Origin of the sequence: Actinoplanes lutulentus (assembly GCF_003259845.1) — a bacterium.
Classification (GTDB): Bacteria; Actinomycetota; Actinomycetes; order Mycobacteriales; family Micromonosporaceae; genus Actinoplanes; species Actinoplanes lutulentus.
Map to the genome: position 1 here is coordinate 440934 of NZ_QLMJ01000005.1, position 13733 is coordinate 454666.

Genomic DNA, 13733 nt, shown 5'->3' on the forward strand with positions numbered 1-13733 from the left:
CCCGAGATGATCTCGTTCACCTGTCCGGGTCGTCGCGGGTCAGCAACATCTCGAACCAGACAGTGGAACCCCGGACCGTCGGGTCGGTGCCCCACGAGTCGCTCAGGTCCTCGATCAGCCCGAGGCCACGGCCCCGGCTCGCCATGGTGTCGGCCCGAGCCCTGATGACGCTGCCCCGGGTGCCGGTGTCGGCGACCGAGACGAGGAGGCGTTCGCCGTTCAGATCGATGTGCACCTGGGCGGGTGTGCCGGCGTGCAGCAGCGCGTTCGTCGTGAGCTCGCTGGTGCAGAGGATGGCCGCGCCGATCACCTGCTCCGGCACCGACCACTCGCGCAGCCGCGTCGACATCCACTGACGGACCCGGCTGGGCCCGGTCGGCTCGGCCGGCACCCGCATCGTCGCCGACCGGCTCATCGCCACGGCGTGCTCGACGGCGAGCACTGCCACGTCGTCGTCGGTGGTGCCCGCGACCGCGGCGGTCGCCAGCGAGCACATGTTGCGCGGGTCGCCGCTCGCCGAGGCGGCCGCGGCCGCGACCAGCGCGTCCAGGCCGTCGTTCAGCGGATGGCCGCGACGCTCCACCACGCCGTCGCTGAACATCAGGATCGTGTCGCCCGGCTCCAGCCGCAGCGTGCCGGTCTGCCAGCGGCCGCCCAGGCCGAGCGGTGCGCCCGGCGGCACTTTCACCAGCTCGGCGGTGGCCGGCTCGCCGTGGTGCCCGGCGCGGCGCAGCACCGGCGGCGGGTGACCCGCGCTGGCCAGCGTGATCGTGCCGTCGGCCGGGTCGAGAACCCCGTAGACCACGGTCACGAAGATCTCTTCGTTACGCGACTCCGCGCCGAGTGAGGTGACCAGCCTGTCCAGCCCGGCGAGCACGCTCGGCGGCGCCGGGTCGGTCAGTGCCATGGCGCGCAGCGCGGCCCGGACCTGGCCCATCACCGCGGCCGCCCGCACGTCGTGCCCGGCCACGTCGCCGAGCACCATCGCGAGCCGCCCGTCGACCAGGCGGAACGCGTCGTAGAAGTCGCCACCGGCCGCGTTGCCGTCGACGCCGACGTCGTACCGCGCGGCGATCCGGAACGTGTCGAGCTCGGGCAGGTGCTCGGGCAGCATGCTGCGCTGGAGCAACTGAGCCGTACCGTGCTGGGCCTCGAACCGCCGCGCGCGCTCGGCGGCCTGCGCCACCAGCTCGGCCGCGGCGTTGAGCAGCGCCCGCTCGGCGGGCAGCCAGGTGTGCGCCCGGGTGAACCCGACGGTGAACGCGCCCCGGACCGAAGGCGTGCGCAACGGCAGGACGGCCAGCGCGCGGACCCGGCGCTCATGCCGGTCGGTCGCCACGTCACGCAGCGGCTCGCCGTCGGCCACGAACGTCGCCCGCCCGCTCTCCGCCGCCGCCACCATCGGCGCCACCGGATCGGCCGCGGCATGCCGCCAGACCGGTGGCAGCCGCTCGTCCGCCTCGTCCAGCATCTCGCCACGAATGCGGCGGACATAGCGATAGGCCAGGCCGTCGTCCACCGCCAGCACGCAGTGATCAAGATCAAAAGAGGCCATTGCGTACGCGAGAACGACGCGAGTCACATCGTCGATGGTCAGCGCGCCGGCCAGCCGGGCGGTGAGCTGGCCGAGGCTCTGCAGCCGGTGGATCACCTGGGTGGTCTCGGCGGCCACGGTCAGCACGCCGGCGATCGCGCCGCGCGAGTCCCGCACCACGGAATGGCCCTGCGTGTAGAAAGCGGGCTCGGTGTCGCCGGGCTGGATCGGGACCTGGCTCTCCGGCTCCAGAACGGCCCGGCCGGTCCGGTAGACCTGGGTGATCACGTCGCCCATGCCGTGCCGGCTCCACGCCTCGCCGAACGCCTCCGGGGCGGGTTTACCCAGCGTGCCGGGGTGCAGATCGTCGAGCACGTCCGCGTAAGCGTCGTTGTGCAGCACGAGGGACTCGGGGCCGTAGGTGAGCAGCATCGGCACCGGGGACGCCAGCATCAGCTCGACGGCCGCTCGCACCGCCGGGTCCCAGCTCGTGATCGGGCCCAGTGAGGTGCCCGACCAGTCGTGGGCGTGGATCAGCGCCGCGCAGCCCCTGCCGGTGTGCTGTGCCCCGACCCCCTGCACGGGCAGCGTTGAGATCGCAGCCGGGCGAATGCCGCCCGGCCCGATCGCTCCCGAGCCGACCATGCAGAAAGCCTATCCCGAGTGGTCCGTTTGTACGATGCCGCACTGTCCGACCGTCCGATTCTTGACCGTACGCAGGTCGTGTGTCCGACGTGTTTCGCGCTCAAGGGTACCGAAGGTGATCTTGGGAACGTGTATCGAGCTTGGGTTCGGTGTCGTGGCCGTCGGTTTCTGCTCGTCGGTTTCTGCTCGTTCGTTTCTGCTCGTCGGTTTCTGGTCGTCGGTTTCTGTCGGAGGCGCGTGGTACTCCTGAGCCCTAAGGTTCGAAGCAGGCGATCCTGCGACCGAGGGAGGGCGGATGACCGGGGACGGGCTGAGCCGTGGGCTGAGCGACATGTGGCGGTCGGTGGTGTTGTTCCTGCCATACGCGCTGGCCTTCCTGGCCATTCTGCTGGTGGGCTACCTGCTGGCGAGGCTGGCCCGCACGGTGACCCGCAAGGCGCTGCAGCGCGTCGGGTTCGATCGGGCGGTGCAGCGCGGTCCGGCCGGCCGGCTGTTCCGGGGCGGGGCATCGAGCCCGGCGGAGCTCTGCGCGCGGCTCGCGTTCTTCGTGGTGCTGCTGTTCGCACTGCAGCTGGCCTTCGGGCTCTGGGGGCCGAACCCGGCCGGTGACCTGCTCAACGACTTGATCTCATGGCTCCCGCAGGTCTTCGTCGCGGTCGTCATCGTGGTCGTCGCGTCGGCTGTCGCGGGCGCCGCCCACGACCTCATCGTCAACGCGCTGGGCGGCCTGGGATACGCACGGGTGCTCGCCAGAGCGGCCGCCGTCGTGATCGTCACGCTGGGTGTGATCGCCGGCCTCGACCAGGTCGGCATCGCCACATCGGTGACCCGGCCGCTGCTCATCACGATCCTCGCCACGGTCGCCGGCGTGATCATCGTGGGCGTCGGCGGCGGTCTGATCAGGCCCATGCAGCAGCGCTGGGAGGGCTGGCTCGACCGGGCTGCCACGGAGTCGGCGGTTATCCGGGACCAGGCTCGGGCGTACTCGGAGGAGCGGACCCGGCAGGCAGCGGAAGAGGAACGCCTCGCGGAGGAGGCCCGCAGGGCCGAGGAGGCCCGGCGAGCTGAGGAAGCGCGCAAGGCGGAAGAGGCGCGCGTCGCCGAGGAGGCCCGCAAGGCGGAGCAGGCGCGGCTGGCCGAGGAAGCGCGCCTGGCTGAGGAGGCCAGACTGGCCGAGCAGCGTCGTGCCGAGGAAGCGCGCCGGGCTGAGGAAACGCGTAAGGCCGAGGAGGCGCGCCTCGCTGAAGAGGCCCGGCAGGCCGAGGTTCGCCGTGTCGAGGAGGCTCGCCGGGCTGAGGCCGCCGAGGAGGCTCGCCGGGCTGAGGAGGCGCGGGTTGCCGAGGCGGCGCGGGCTGCTGAGGCGGCGCGGGTTTCCGAAGCGGCGCGGCTGGCCGAGGAGGCCCGGCTCACCGAGGTGGCCCGGCTGGAGCGGGAACGCCGCGCCGAGGAGGAACGCCGCGACTGGGAACGCCGCAGCGCCGACGAGCAGTGGGCACGCACTTCCGGCGAGGACTCGGGCGACCAGACCCAGGTGATCTCGCTGCCGCGCGACGACCGGCCGCACTTGATTCCCGGGTTCGACCGGGACGAGGAGGACACGCCGCCGCTGATCCGCGAGACCGAGGTGATCTCCCGAAACCGCCCCGGTTCGGGGTCGGGGTCGGGGTCGGGGAGCGTGACCGGGACTGGCTCCGAGACCGGGACCGGCTCTGGTTCCGGGTCGGGGACCGTGACCGGCTCTGGGTCCGGGGAGACGACCGTGATCACCCAGGGTTCGGACGACGAGGAGCCGACCGTCGTCCGGATGGCGGAAGAGGACTCGACAGTGCTCCTCACCGGCGCCGACGAGGGCGAGCGGACCCAGGTGGTGAACCTGCCCGCCCAGGAGAAGACCCAGGTCATCGCCCCGGACCCGGACGACGAGGTGACCGAGCCGCTGACCAAGGACCGCCGAGACCCCGGCTCACCACCGAAGAGGTAACCACCCGAGGTGCGCACGGCGTCCGCGAGGCCGTCGTGGCATTCGGCTGTCCGGCTGCTGTCCGGTGCAGCGACGAGAGGCCCAGCCGTCGGCCGTCCGCGCCTGGCAGTCGTCGGCGCTCCCGGTCTGGCGGTCGTCGGCCGGGATGCGGGCACACGCAAGCGGTCGGCGGCGGTGATGAGGGCTCACGGAACGCGTGCGTGAGCTCCTGTCTCGGCCCTGGCGTGGATGAAGCCGCACGATGTCGTTACGTGCGGCTTCATCCACGCGAATCGCCTGGTTACGTGTGTCCTCGTCCACGCCGGTCGGCGATCCCGGGGCGGTGAGCGTACGCGGGAAGCTTGCGTCTGGGCGGTGAGCGCCGGACCGCTGCGGCTCGTCTCTGCTCGGGGTGGCTTGTTCGTGCTCGGGGTGGCTTGGTCGGTGAGGGCTGCGGGCGTGTGGCATCAGGTGAGTTGGAGGCGTTCGGCCAGGGCTCGTAGTTCGGGGCCGCCTGCTGCTCGGCGGGAGCGGTCCAGGAGGGCGCGGGTGGTTTCCTGGGCCATCGCTGACGTGTGGATGTGCTGGGGCGCGACCCGTTCGGCGATGAGCAGGAGGCGGATCGCCTCGCGGTCGCGGCCGCGCAGGCGAGCGAGGGCGCGGGCCGTGTCGGCGTAGTAGAAGACCTGGCGGAAGCCGGCCGGCACGATCGCCGGGTTGGTGGCGCGGGCGATCTCGGTGGCCCGGCCGGGGTCGCCGCCGTCGGCTTCGATGCCGATGCGCCAGATGCCGACGTTGGTGGGGCCGAAGTACAGGCCCATCGTGGTGGTCTCGCCGGTGCGTCGGGCCAGCTCGCCGGCCTCGATGGCCCAGGCTCGGCTGTCGTCCAGGAGCTTCAGGCCGCGGCTCGCGTGCGCACACTGCAGTTGCAGCGATCCGCGCATTTCCAGCACCCCCGTACGGGAGGAGTGCGGCTCCAGATCGTCGAGGGCGTGGGCGGCCAGCACGAGCCCCGAGCCGAACGAGCCGCACGCGGTGGCCGCGCACGACCGGGCGTACGCCGCGTATGCCAGCAGTACCGGATCCTCGGTCGCACGGGCCGCGTCCCGGCAGCGTTCGGCGGCGAGCCAGGCGTCCGCGGGATGGCCGAGGTTCCGCAGCACCGAGGACGCCATGAAGGTGACGTCGCAGAGCAGGCGCATGGCCGGTGCGCGTTCGGATCCGGTGGTGGCGGCTCGCAGCTCGCGCAGCAGGTCCGCGGTGAGGCGGGCTGCCCCGGCGTAGTCGCAGGCCTGCCGCAGGCTGTCGAGAAGCGCTACGGCACGGGCCAGCTCAGCGACTGGGCGCCCAGGCTCGCCACGGGAAATCGAGGGCTCACGGTGTGCCCTCGTGACGGCGGTGCCACCGGGAGTGGGTGGGATGGTGAGGTCCAGGTCGATCAGGGCCTGGCGGATGGCGTGGACTGCTGCGTGGGCGGCTACCGCTGAGCGGTCGCTTGCCGGGACCGGGGCGCCGGCCAGTTCGGCCGGGGAGCATTCGAGGGCGGTTGCCAGGTCGGCGAGGACGAAGCGGTTGTCGGCGGCCAGCAAGCCGCGTTCGATGCGGCTCCAGGTGCTGTGCGAGATTCCGGCTCTGCTGGCCGCGTACCGAATGCTCCATCCGCGCAGCAGGCGGCGAGCCTGGATGCGCGACCCGATGCTGGGGTCGGCGGTGTGTCGGGGAGTCATGTTCTGACGGTAAGCGCGGGGTCACCCGAGGTGGTGCGAGCACGCACCAGGGGCAATAGCGAAGGGGCCGGCTCGTGAGAGCCGGCCCCTTCTACGGTCGGATTCGGTCGGGGATGGGGCCGAGGACCGGCCGTTGATCAAGGCCTCAGTGCCTCAGCGCCTCAGCGCCTCAGCACGTCAGCGGAGCAGGGTCAGCTCGACGCGGGGAGCGTGCGGGCCAGGGAGCAGACCGCGAGCAGGCGGCGCAGCACCCAGTCGTCGCCGGACCAGTCGATCTCGCCTTCCGGCGCCTGCCAGCCGTGCTGGAGGGCGGCGTCGCGGACACCTTCGGCGTACGCGGCGAGCAGGATCGCCGTCAGCGGCCGGGTGTCGGCGTTGAGGCTGTCCCGCACACCGGCGGCGTGCTGGTCGATGACGGACATGAATCCGGGGTTCTGCTGGGCAGCGGCGAGGCCGCTGACACCGACAGTCGCGGTGAGGTCGGCGAGCGACGCGTGGGCGGAGCGCTGGGCGGAGCGGGCGGCGGCGTTGCTGAACAGGCCATTCATGAGGAGAACGTTATGGAGCGAGAGTTTGCGAACGGGTCCTCGTTCGGGTGCGGCTCGGTTGAACCCGGCAGGGCGGGGAACGATCAGGAGCGGACCGAAGGAGGACCAGGATGACCGACGAGCAGCACACCCGGCCGGACGGGCTCGACGACACGACCGTGCAGGCGCTGGGCAAGCTGAGTGAGGCCCTGGAGACGGTCGAGAGGGTACGCGGACACCTGTACTCGATGCACCAGCTGACCGGCACCGCCGACTTCATGCTGGACGAGGCGGTGTCGCTGTTCATGCAGTCCGGGCACACCGACGTGGCGGAGCGGATCCAGCGGGAGCTGATCGGGCGCAACGTCATCCCGGGCCACTGGACGTTCCAGATCGTCGAGGAGTACGACGACGGGTACTACACGGAGTTTCGCACGGTCGAGCGCGACGCCCGTGAGCAGTTGGCTCAGGGGCGCCGGCACCTGTATGAAGCGGAACTCAAGGACCAGCGGCGAACCCACGGGCGGGCCGGCCACGAGGCCTGATCGAATTACTCCGCGTAGTCGACTGACTCGGGGCGGCGACGCTGGGCGTCGTCCGCGATGATCACGGTGGCGACGAGCATCGCCACGACGACGGCGAAGAACCACGACGCGTCGTCGATCACCATTGCGGCCAGGGGCGCCTGGAATGCGGCGAGCAGGAAACCCACCCACGCGAAACGGCGCTGACGTTCAGACAGAAATCCGGCAGATCGCACCCGAACAGTTTGCCTCGATCAGGACGGTTCGCCGTCACCCGTTCGGCCGATTCCCCGTTGTCCGATGGTGCCCACCGCCTCGCACTGCCGCCGTCGCAGCGTGCTACTGCCCAGCCTGTCGTTGCTGGCCGGAGCCCTTTTGACGGCATCCTGCACGATCAGTCAGCCGACACCAGCCCCTCCGAGAATTCCTGATCCCAAGACCATCGCGCCGGCCGCGCCCGCCGTCGATCGGCCGGCCCGGGTGCTGGCCGGCCCCCTGCAGGCCAGGACCGGTGCCTGGCTCACCGTCGGCGACGCGGCAAGCCGGGTACGCGTCCGCTTCGCCCCGTTGCCAGGTCAGCTCTACCGGATCACGACGGCGCCGGATGCCGGAGTGACGCCGGTGGTCTTCCGCCGGGGCGGCCGGGTCGTGGTACGCCTACGGGTCACCGACGGTGATGGCCTGGACGAGCTGCGGATCGTGCTGAACCGGGACGTCCGCTGGGACATCCGGCTGCCGGCCGGCGCGGGGGAGCAGCAGCTGAACCTGCGGCAGGGCCGGGTGAACCGGGTCGTCCTCGGCTCGTCGGGCCTGGCCGAGCTCTCGCTGCCGGACCCGGTCGGTACGGTGCCGGTCACGTTCACCGGCGGGGTGGGCGCGGCGATCGTCACGGCGGCGACCGGGGCGCCGTTCCGGATCCGGTTCGATCAGGGCGCCGGGTCGGTGGTGACGCCGTGGACCGCCAACAACGGAACCCCGGCAGGGACGGTGCTGCGCGAGCCGGGGTACCGGCGGGCGGCGGACCGCTATGCCATCCGGGTCAGGTCGGGCCTCGGCGACATGACACTGCGCCGCCGAGACCCAAGATGACCAGAGCCAAGATGACCTAGGCCCCATCAAGGCCGAGGATCGAAAATCAGATGCCGGGCCGGTCCACCTGGCCGCGCCAGGCACCGGTCTCGATGCCGCCGCGGCTCTCGATGAACTCCTTGAACCGGTGGAGGTCGCCCTTCACCTTGCGGTCGACGATGCCGAGCTTGTCGCCGGCGATCTCCACGAAGCCCTGCGGGTCGAAGTCCATCTGGACGGTGACCCGGGTGTGCGTCTCGTCGATCCGGTGGAAGGTGACCACACCGGCCTGCTTCTCACCGTCGGTGGCGTGCCAGGCGACTCGCTCGTCCGGCAGCTGCTCGGTGATCTCAGCGTCGAATTCGCGCTTCACGCCGGCGATCTCAGTCTTCCAGTGGGTTCGGACGTCGTCGAGCTGGCTGATCTCGCTGACACCTTCCATGAACCGGGGGAAGTCCTCGAACTGAGTCCACTGGTTGTAGGCGGTACGTACCGGGACGTTGACGTCGACGAACTCGGTAACGGTGCTCACGTGGTGCTCCCTTCATCGCTTCCCGTGATCTTTGGGTGCCCGGGGCGGGACGCGCTAAACAAGTTTTGCCGGGCGTGCGACGGGTAGCGTCCGGGCTGTGGAGACCGTGGATGCGATCGTTGTCGGCGCTGGGCACAACGGTCTGGTGGCGGCGAATCTTCTCGCCGACGCCGGCTGGTCGGTGCGGGTTCTCGAAGCGACCCCGCAGCCCGGAGGCGCGGTCCGCTCCGGTTTCGTGACCGCGCCCGGTTACCTCTCCGACCTCTTCAGCTCCTTCTACCCCCTGGGGTACGCCTCACCGGTGATGAAGTCGCTGCGCCTCGACGAGCAGGGGCTGCGCTGGACGCACGCCCCCGACGTCTTCACCCACCTGCTCCCGGACGGCCGGGCCGCCACGGTCAACCGCGATCTCGAACGCACGATGGCGTCGATGGAGCAGTTCGCCCCCGGCGACGGGGAGCGGTGGCGCACCGCCTACGACGAGTGGCGCTCGCTCTCAGCGCACCTGCTGGACACCCTCTTCACCCCGTTCCCGCCGGTCCGCAACAGCGCCGGCCTGCTGCGTGAGTTGCGCCTCAGCGGCGCCTTGCGCTTGGCGCGGCGCCTGGTCCTTTCGGTACGCGACCTCGGCGGCGAGTTGTTCGACGGAGAAGGCGCCACCCTCGCCCTGGCCGGCTGTGCCCTGCACACGGACCTCTCCCCGGAGCAGGCCGGCGGCGGGGTCTACGGCTGGCTGCTCACCATGCTCGGCCAGGAGTACGGCTGGCCGGTGCCGATCGGCGGCGCACAGCAGATCACCGAAACGCTGGTCCGCCGTCTCGAGGCCCGGGGTGGTGAGGTGGTCTACGACGCGCCGGTGAGCCGGGTTCTGGTGGCTCGCGGGCGGGCCATGGGTGTGCGTACCCACGATGGCCGTGACTGGCGCGCCAAGCGCGCCGTGATCGCCGACGTGCCTGCCCCGGCGCTCTTCCTCGACCTGGTCGGCGAACGCTGGCTGCCGCCTCGGATGGTCGAGGACCTCGACCACTTCCGCTGGGACGGCGCGACCCTCAAGGTCGACTGGGCGGTGCCTACCAAGATGCCGTGGAAGAACCCGGCGGCCGCCGGCGCCGGCACCGTGCACCTGGGCGCCGACCTGAACGACCTGACCAAGTACGCGGCCCAGCTCGCGGCCGGTGAGCTGCCGCCGAAACCGTTCCTGCTGCTCGGCCAGATGAGCACTGCCGACGCGACCCGCTCCCCGGAGGGAACCGAGTCGCTGTGGGCGTACACCCACCTGCCGCACCGCAAGTCGTGGAAGGCCGACGAGATCGCCGAGCACGTGCAGCGGATGGAGCAGGTGATCGAGCAGCACGCGCCGGGCTTCCTGAGTCAGGTGGCGGGCCGGAACGTGTTCTCCCCGGCGGACCTGGAGCGGGAGAACCCGTCCCTGGTCGGCGGGGCACTCGGCGGCGGCACGTCGGCGGCGTTCCAGCAGCTGTTCCTGCGGCCGATCCCGGGCCTGGGGCGCGCGGACACCCCGGTCGACCGCCTGTTCCTGGGCAGCGCGTCGGCCCATCCCGGCGGCGGGGTGCACGGCGCCCCGGGCGCCAACGCCGCCCGGGCCGCCCTGGCGAGGGACCGCGCACTGACCGGCGACCTGTACCGAGCCGTGATCACCGGCGCGAACCGGGCGGTCTACGGCTGAGCGCGGTCAAAGGCTGCCGGCCAGGGAGACGATCACGAGCGCGAATGCTGTGACGAGGGCGAGTACGACGACGGTCACAGCGCCGGCTACCCGTAACAGCGCACCCATCGGCGTGAGGATGCGTTTGACCATGTGCAGCGCGAGCAGGATGCAGGCGGCGACGGCGATGTACAGCAGGTTCTGGTGCGGCGACATGGTGGACCCCTATCCCTGAACCACAGAACGGTGGAGGCGGAGCGGTATGACGGGCACCCGGCCGGATGAATTACGAGGCGGTGCAGCGCGCCTCTGCATCGAAGACTGCATGACATCTGAGATCCAGTGCAATGCACTGTGCGGAAGGTGCAAAACCTCGATGGCCTTCTAAATGACCAGCTAGATGGCATTTAGGCGGGATGCAGATTGCCACATGGCGAAGAAGGCTGTTGATGTCGGGGCGGGGCCGCTAGCGTCATGCATGCACGGACGGGTGCGTGCGTTGCACCTGGACGAAGCTGCATTTCTGCAAGATCTCTGTGAGACTCTGGCGTCATGTCAAATGATGAAATGTCAGGTCTTGTCCTGACCCCGCTTGCTGTCACCTGCGCCACCGGCACATGCCCCACGGTCTACTCGACGAACCGCGGCACCCTGGTGGTGCAGGGGTACACGGTCACCCCCGCTGAAGCCGGCGTCCGGACACCCGATGGGGAGCAGCTGGTCGAGATCCCGATCGAGCTGCTGGCTGACGCGCTCCGTGCCGGGACGCCGTCCTGAGTTCACGGAGCTGACCGAAACCGACAGAGCGGGAGGCCGGACTTGACCGACGAAGACCCCGAGTCCGGCTCTCCTGGGAATCATCCGGTCGGCCGCGTGCTCCGGGATCGCCGGGAGGCGATGCGACTCAGCGGCAGCGAGCTGGCCGAGCGTACGGGTCTGACCCAGGCCAAGGTCTCCCGGATCGAGACCGGCCGTACCGCGGTGACGCCGGAAGACGTGCGCACGCTCGCTGAAGCGCTCCGGATGTCCGCTTCGGAGATCGAAGACCTGGTCACGCGTGACGGTGTCCGCCGGACTGATGCGGACCGGATGACACAGTGGCGGCCGGGGGAGAGCGGGCTGGCACGCCGCCAGGCCGACATCGCCAAGGTGGAACTGGCTTGCCGGGAGATCTGGGTCTTTCAGCCCGCACTGGTGCCAGGACTGCTCCAGACCAGCGGGTACGCCGAAGCCGTGATGCGTCCGCGCAAGCCGGACGGCGCTTCGGAGACAGCTGAGGCCGACCTGGCCGACGCCGTCGCCGGACGGCTGCGACGCCAGCGCATCCTGAAGATCCCCGACAAGAGCTTCCGATTCATCATGACCGAGTCGACGCTCAGCAACCGGCTCGGCAGCCCCGAGGACATGGTGGCTCAGGTGCGGAGGATCCGGGACATCGCGAAGCGGCCGAACGTCTCGATCGGCATCATTCCCGCCGACGCGGCCCTGGCCCTGCCGCCGTTGAACGGCTTCGAGCTGCTCGACGACAAATGGGTGATGATGGACCTTTTCAACACCGCGCTGTCATCTCAGGTGGTGTCGGACGTTCAGTTCTATCGCGACGTCTTCGAGGAGTTCGCCGATGTGGCGTTCACCGGGATCGGTCCGATCCTGGACCGCTACGCGAGGCTCTACCTCGACCGCTCGGCCCAGCCCTGATCAGTCGCTGCGTTCGGCGATGTCGGCCAGGCGGCGGAGGGTCTCGATGTTGCGGCGGTGCAGGAGCAGGTCGTTGAGCTTGTTGCTCACCCACTGCAGCGGGCCCGCCTCGAAGTCCTCCTCGATCACCACCCGGGTCGAGGCGCCTCCGTCGGCCGGTTCCAGGCGGATGTCGACGATCGCCTCGCCCAGCGGCCACAGGCCGGCCTTCAGCCGCAGCGCCTTGTCCGGAGTGCAGGAGAGCACCGTCGACGAGTCGTGCAGGGACAGCGGCCAGGGCCCTGCCTTGTGGTGCAGTTTCGAGCCGGGGTTCGGCCAGGACTTGTCGACGTCCCGGATGTGTACGGTGCCGACCACCCAGTCGCTGTACGTCCAGCCGTCGGCGAGGACGGCGAAGACTCGTTCGGGTGGGGCCTTTACGGTACGCGCCACGATTGCCACGGATTCGGGATTACCCTGCTGGAGGGCCTTGTAACGATCGGCCGATGTTTACGTATGAGGCTCTCGGGCAATCCGGTCCGCGTACTCGAGCTCGCTCTTTCCGCCCCGCTTACGGCGTGCCGGAACGACCGGAGCCGGAACCTGAGCCGGTGGAGGAGATCACTGTGCGGATCGCGATGATTTCCGAGCACGCCAGCCCGCTGGGTGCGGGCGGTCAGCACGCGCACGTCGCCGAGCTGTCCGACGCGCTTGCCGAGCTCGACCACGACGTGCGCGTCTACACCCGGCGCACGGATTCGGAGACCGCTGAGGTCGCGATGACCCCGAGCGGTGTGCGGGTGGTGCACGTGGCCGCCGGCCCGGCTCAGCCGCTGTCCGAGGATCTTCTGCTGCCGCACATGGGCGAGTTCGCGCGGCTGCTCGGTGAGCAGTGGAGTGGCGACTGGTCGCCGGACGTCGTGCACGCCCATTTCTGGACCAGTGGCCTGGCCGCGGTCACCGCGGCGCGCCAGATCGGCGTCCCGGTGGTGCAGTCGTTCCACGAACTGGCCGGCCTGGACGATCGGCCGAAGGACGCGCGAGGCCCGTCGCGGTCCGGCTACGAGCGCGCGCTCGGCCGCGCGGTGGACCGGGTCGTCGCACAGAGCCAGGACGAGGTACGCGGACTCGTGCGCATCGGCGTACCGAGGGAGCGTCTTTCGATCGTCCCGGCCGGTGTGAACAGTGACCGTTTCACCCCGGACGGCCCGGCCATGCAGCGGAACCCGGAGCGGCCCCGCATCCTCTCGGTCGGCAAGCTTGTCGAGCGCAAGGGCTTCGGTGACGTCCTCGAAGCGATGCGGTACGTGCCCGGCGCCGAGGTCGTGGTGGTCGGTGGCCCGCCGCCGGAGCAGCTGAAGTCGGACCCGGGCGCCAAGGTGCTGCGGGCGCTCGCCGAGCAGTTCAAGGTGGCGGACCGGTTCCGTCTGGTCGGCTCGGTCGCGCACCGGGACATGCCGGAGTGGTACCGCTCGGCGGACCTGCTGGTGGCCGCGCCCTGGCAGGACCAGGACGCGCTGGACCAGTCGGCGCTGGAGGCGATGGCCTGCGGCGTGCCGATCATCGGCACCGCGGTGGGCGCGCTGAACGACACCGTGGTGGACGGGCTGACCGGTGACCTGGTCCCGGCTCGTGACCCCCGGGCTCTCGGCGGTGCGGTGCGCCGGCTGATCAACGACAAGGTGCGCCGGTTCACGTACGCGACAGCCGCGCTGGACCGGGCCCGTCAGGCGTACTCATGGCGCCGGGTCGCGTCCCAGGTCGGCTCGGTCTACTCCAGCCTGCGCCGGACGCCGGCCAGCACCGAGGAAGCGGTGGCGTAACCCGGCATCAACCGATCGGTGGACGACCGGTCTCACTCGCCGGTCGATTC

Annotated in this window: 14 protein-coding genes; 7 read left to right on the forward strand and 7 right to left on the reverse strand. The window is 70.5% G+C overall.

Annotation, left to right across the window (positions count from 1 at the left end):
- Positions 1 to 16 precede the first annotated feature (16 nt).
- A complete protein-coding gene (locus B0I29_RS14775; RefSeq protein WP_111649514.1) occupies positions 17 to 2179 on the reverse strand; it encodes an ATP-binding SpoIIE family protein phosphatase in 2163 nt (720 codons plus the stop codon).
- Positions 2180 to 2474: 295 nt separating this feature from the next.
- Here B0I29_RS14775 and B0I29_RS14780 point away from each other — a divergent pair, with 295 nt between their 5' ends.
- A complete protein-coding gene (locus B0I29_RS14780; RefSeq protein ID WP_111649515.1) occupies positions 2475 to 4160 on the forward strand; it encodes a mechanosensitive ion channel family protein in 1686 nt (561 codons plus the stop codon).
- Positions 4161 to 4606: 446 nt separating this feature from the next.
- Here B0I29_RS14780 and B0I29_RS14785 read toward each other — a convergent pair whose 3' ends face one another.
- Positions 4607 to 5866, reverse strand: coding sequence for a helix-turn-helix domain-containing protein (locus B0I29_RS14785; RefSeq protein WP_111649516.1), 1260 nt, complete (start codon positions 5864 to 5866; stop codon positions 4607 to 4609).
- A gap of 191 nt (positions 5867 to 6057) precedes the next feature.
- Positions 6058 to 6414, reverse strand: coding sequence for a DUF6401 family natural product biosynthesis protein (locus B0I29_RS14790; protein WP_111649517.1), 357 nt, complete (start codon positions 6412 to 6414; stop codon positions 6058 to 6060).
- A 110-nt stretch (positions 6415 to 6524) separates the two neighbouring features.
- On the opposite strand from B0I29_RS14790, the gene B0I29_RS14795 reads away from it, so the two are divergent.
- The gene (locus B0I29_RS14795; protein WP_111649518.1) at positions 6525 to 6938 is read left to right on the forward strand and encodes a hypothetical protein; all 414 of its coding nucleotides are present in this window, start codon (positions 6525 to 6527) and stop codon (positions 6936 to 6938) included.
- Between the two features lie 5 nt (positions 6939 to 6943).
- On the opposite strand, the gene B0I29_RS14800 is transcribed toward B0I29_RS14795, so the two are convergent.
- Positions 6944 to 7153 (reverse strand): hypothetical protein, encoded by a 210-nt coding sequence (locus B0I29_RS14800; protein WP_111649519.1) that lies wholly within the window; start codon positions 7151 to 7153, stop codon positions 6944 to 6946.
- 100 nt (positions 7154 to 7253) lie between these two features.
- On the opposite strand from B0I29_RS14800, the gene B0I29_RS14805 reads away from it, so the two are divergent.
- Positions 7254 to 8006, forward strand: coding sequence for a hypothetical protein (locus B0I29_RS14805; RefSeq protein ID WP_245972528.1), 753 nt, complete (start codon positions 7254 to 7256; stop codon positions 8004 to 8006).
- Positions 8007 to 8052: 46 nt separating this feature from the next.
- On the opposite strand, the gene B0I29_RS14810 is transcribed toward B0I29_RS14805, so the two are convergent.
- On the reverse strand, positions 8053 to 8517 hold the full coding sequence (locus B0I29_RS14810; protein ID WP_111649521.1) for an SRPBCC family protein: 465 nt from the start codon (positions 8515 to 8517) through the stop codon (positions 8053 to 8055).
- A 97-nt stretch (positions 8518 to 8614) separates the two neighbouring features.
- On the opposite strand from B0I29_RS14810, the gene B0I29_RS14815 reads away from it, so the two are divergent.
- Complete coding sequence (locus B0I29_RS14815) at positions 8615 to 10204, forward strand: phytoene desaturase family protein (RefSeq protein WP_111649522.1); 1590 nt, start codon at positions 8615 to 8617, stop codon at positions 10202 to 10204.
- Between the two features lie 6 nt (positions 10205 to 10210).
- On the opposite strand, the gene B0I29_RS14820 is transcribed toward B0I29_RS14815, so the two are convergent.
- Positions 10211 to 10399 (reverse strand): hypothetical protein, encoded by a 189-nt coding sequence (locus B0I29_RS14820; RefSeq protein ID WP_111649523.1) that lies wholly within the window; start codon positions 10397 to 10399, stop codon positions 10211 to 10213.
- 351 nt (positions 10400 to 10750) lie between these two features.
- On the opposite strand from B0I29_RS14820, the gene B0I29_RS14825 reads away from it, so the two are divergent.
- Both B0I29_RS14825 and B0I29_RS14830 read left to right on the forward strand, forming a co-directional pair.
- A complete protein-coding gene (locus tag B0I29_RS14825) occupies positions 10751 to 10960 on the forward strand; it encodes a hypothetical protein (RefSeq protein WP_111649524.1) in 210 nt (69 codons plus the stop codon).
- A gap of 42 nt (positions 10961 to 11002) precedes the next feature.
- A complete protein-coding gene (locus B0I29_RS14830) occupies positions 11003 to 11881 on the forward strand; it encodes a helix-turn-helix domain-containing protein (RefSeq protein ID WP_146616791.1) in 879 nt (292 codons plus the stop codon).
- On the opposite strand, the gene B0I29_RS14835 is transcribed toward B0I29_RS14830, so the two are convergent.
- Positions 11882 to 12313, reverse strand: a complete 432-nt coding sequence (locus B0I29_RS14835) for an SRPBCC family protein (protein WP_311733541.1) — start codon at positions 12311 to 12313, stop codon at positions 11882 to 11884. It abuts the gene before it with no gap.
- A gap of 173 nt (positions 12314 to 12486) precedes the next feature.
- Here B0I29_RS14835 and B0I29_RS14840 point away from each other — a divergent pair, with 173 nt between their 5' ends.
- Positions 12487 to 13683, forward strand: a complete 1197-nt coding sequence (locus B0I29_RS14840; protein ID WP_111649646.1) for a glycosyltransferase — start codon at positions 12487 to 12489, stop codon at positions 13681 to 13683.
- Positions 13684 to 13733 lie beyond the last annotated feature (50 nt).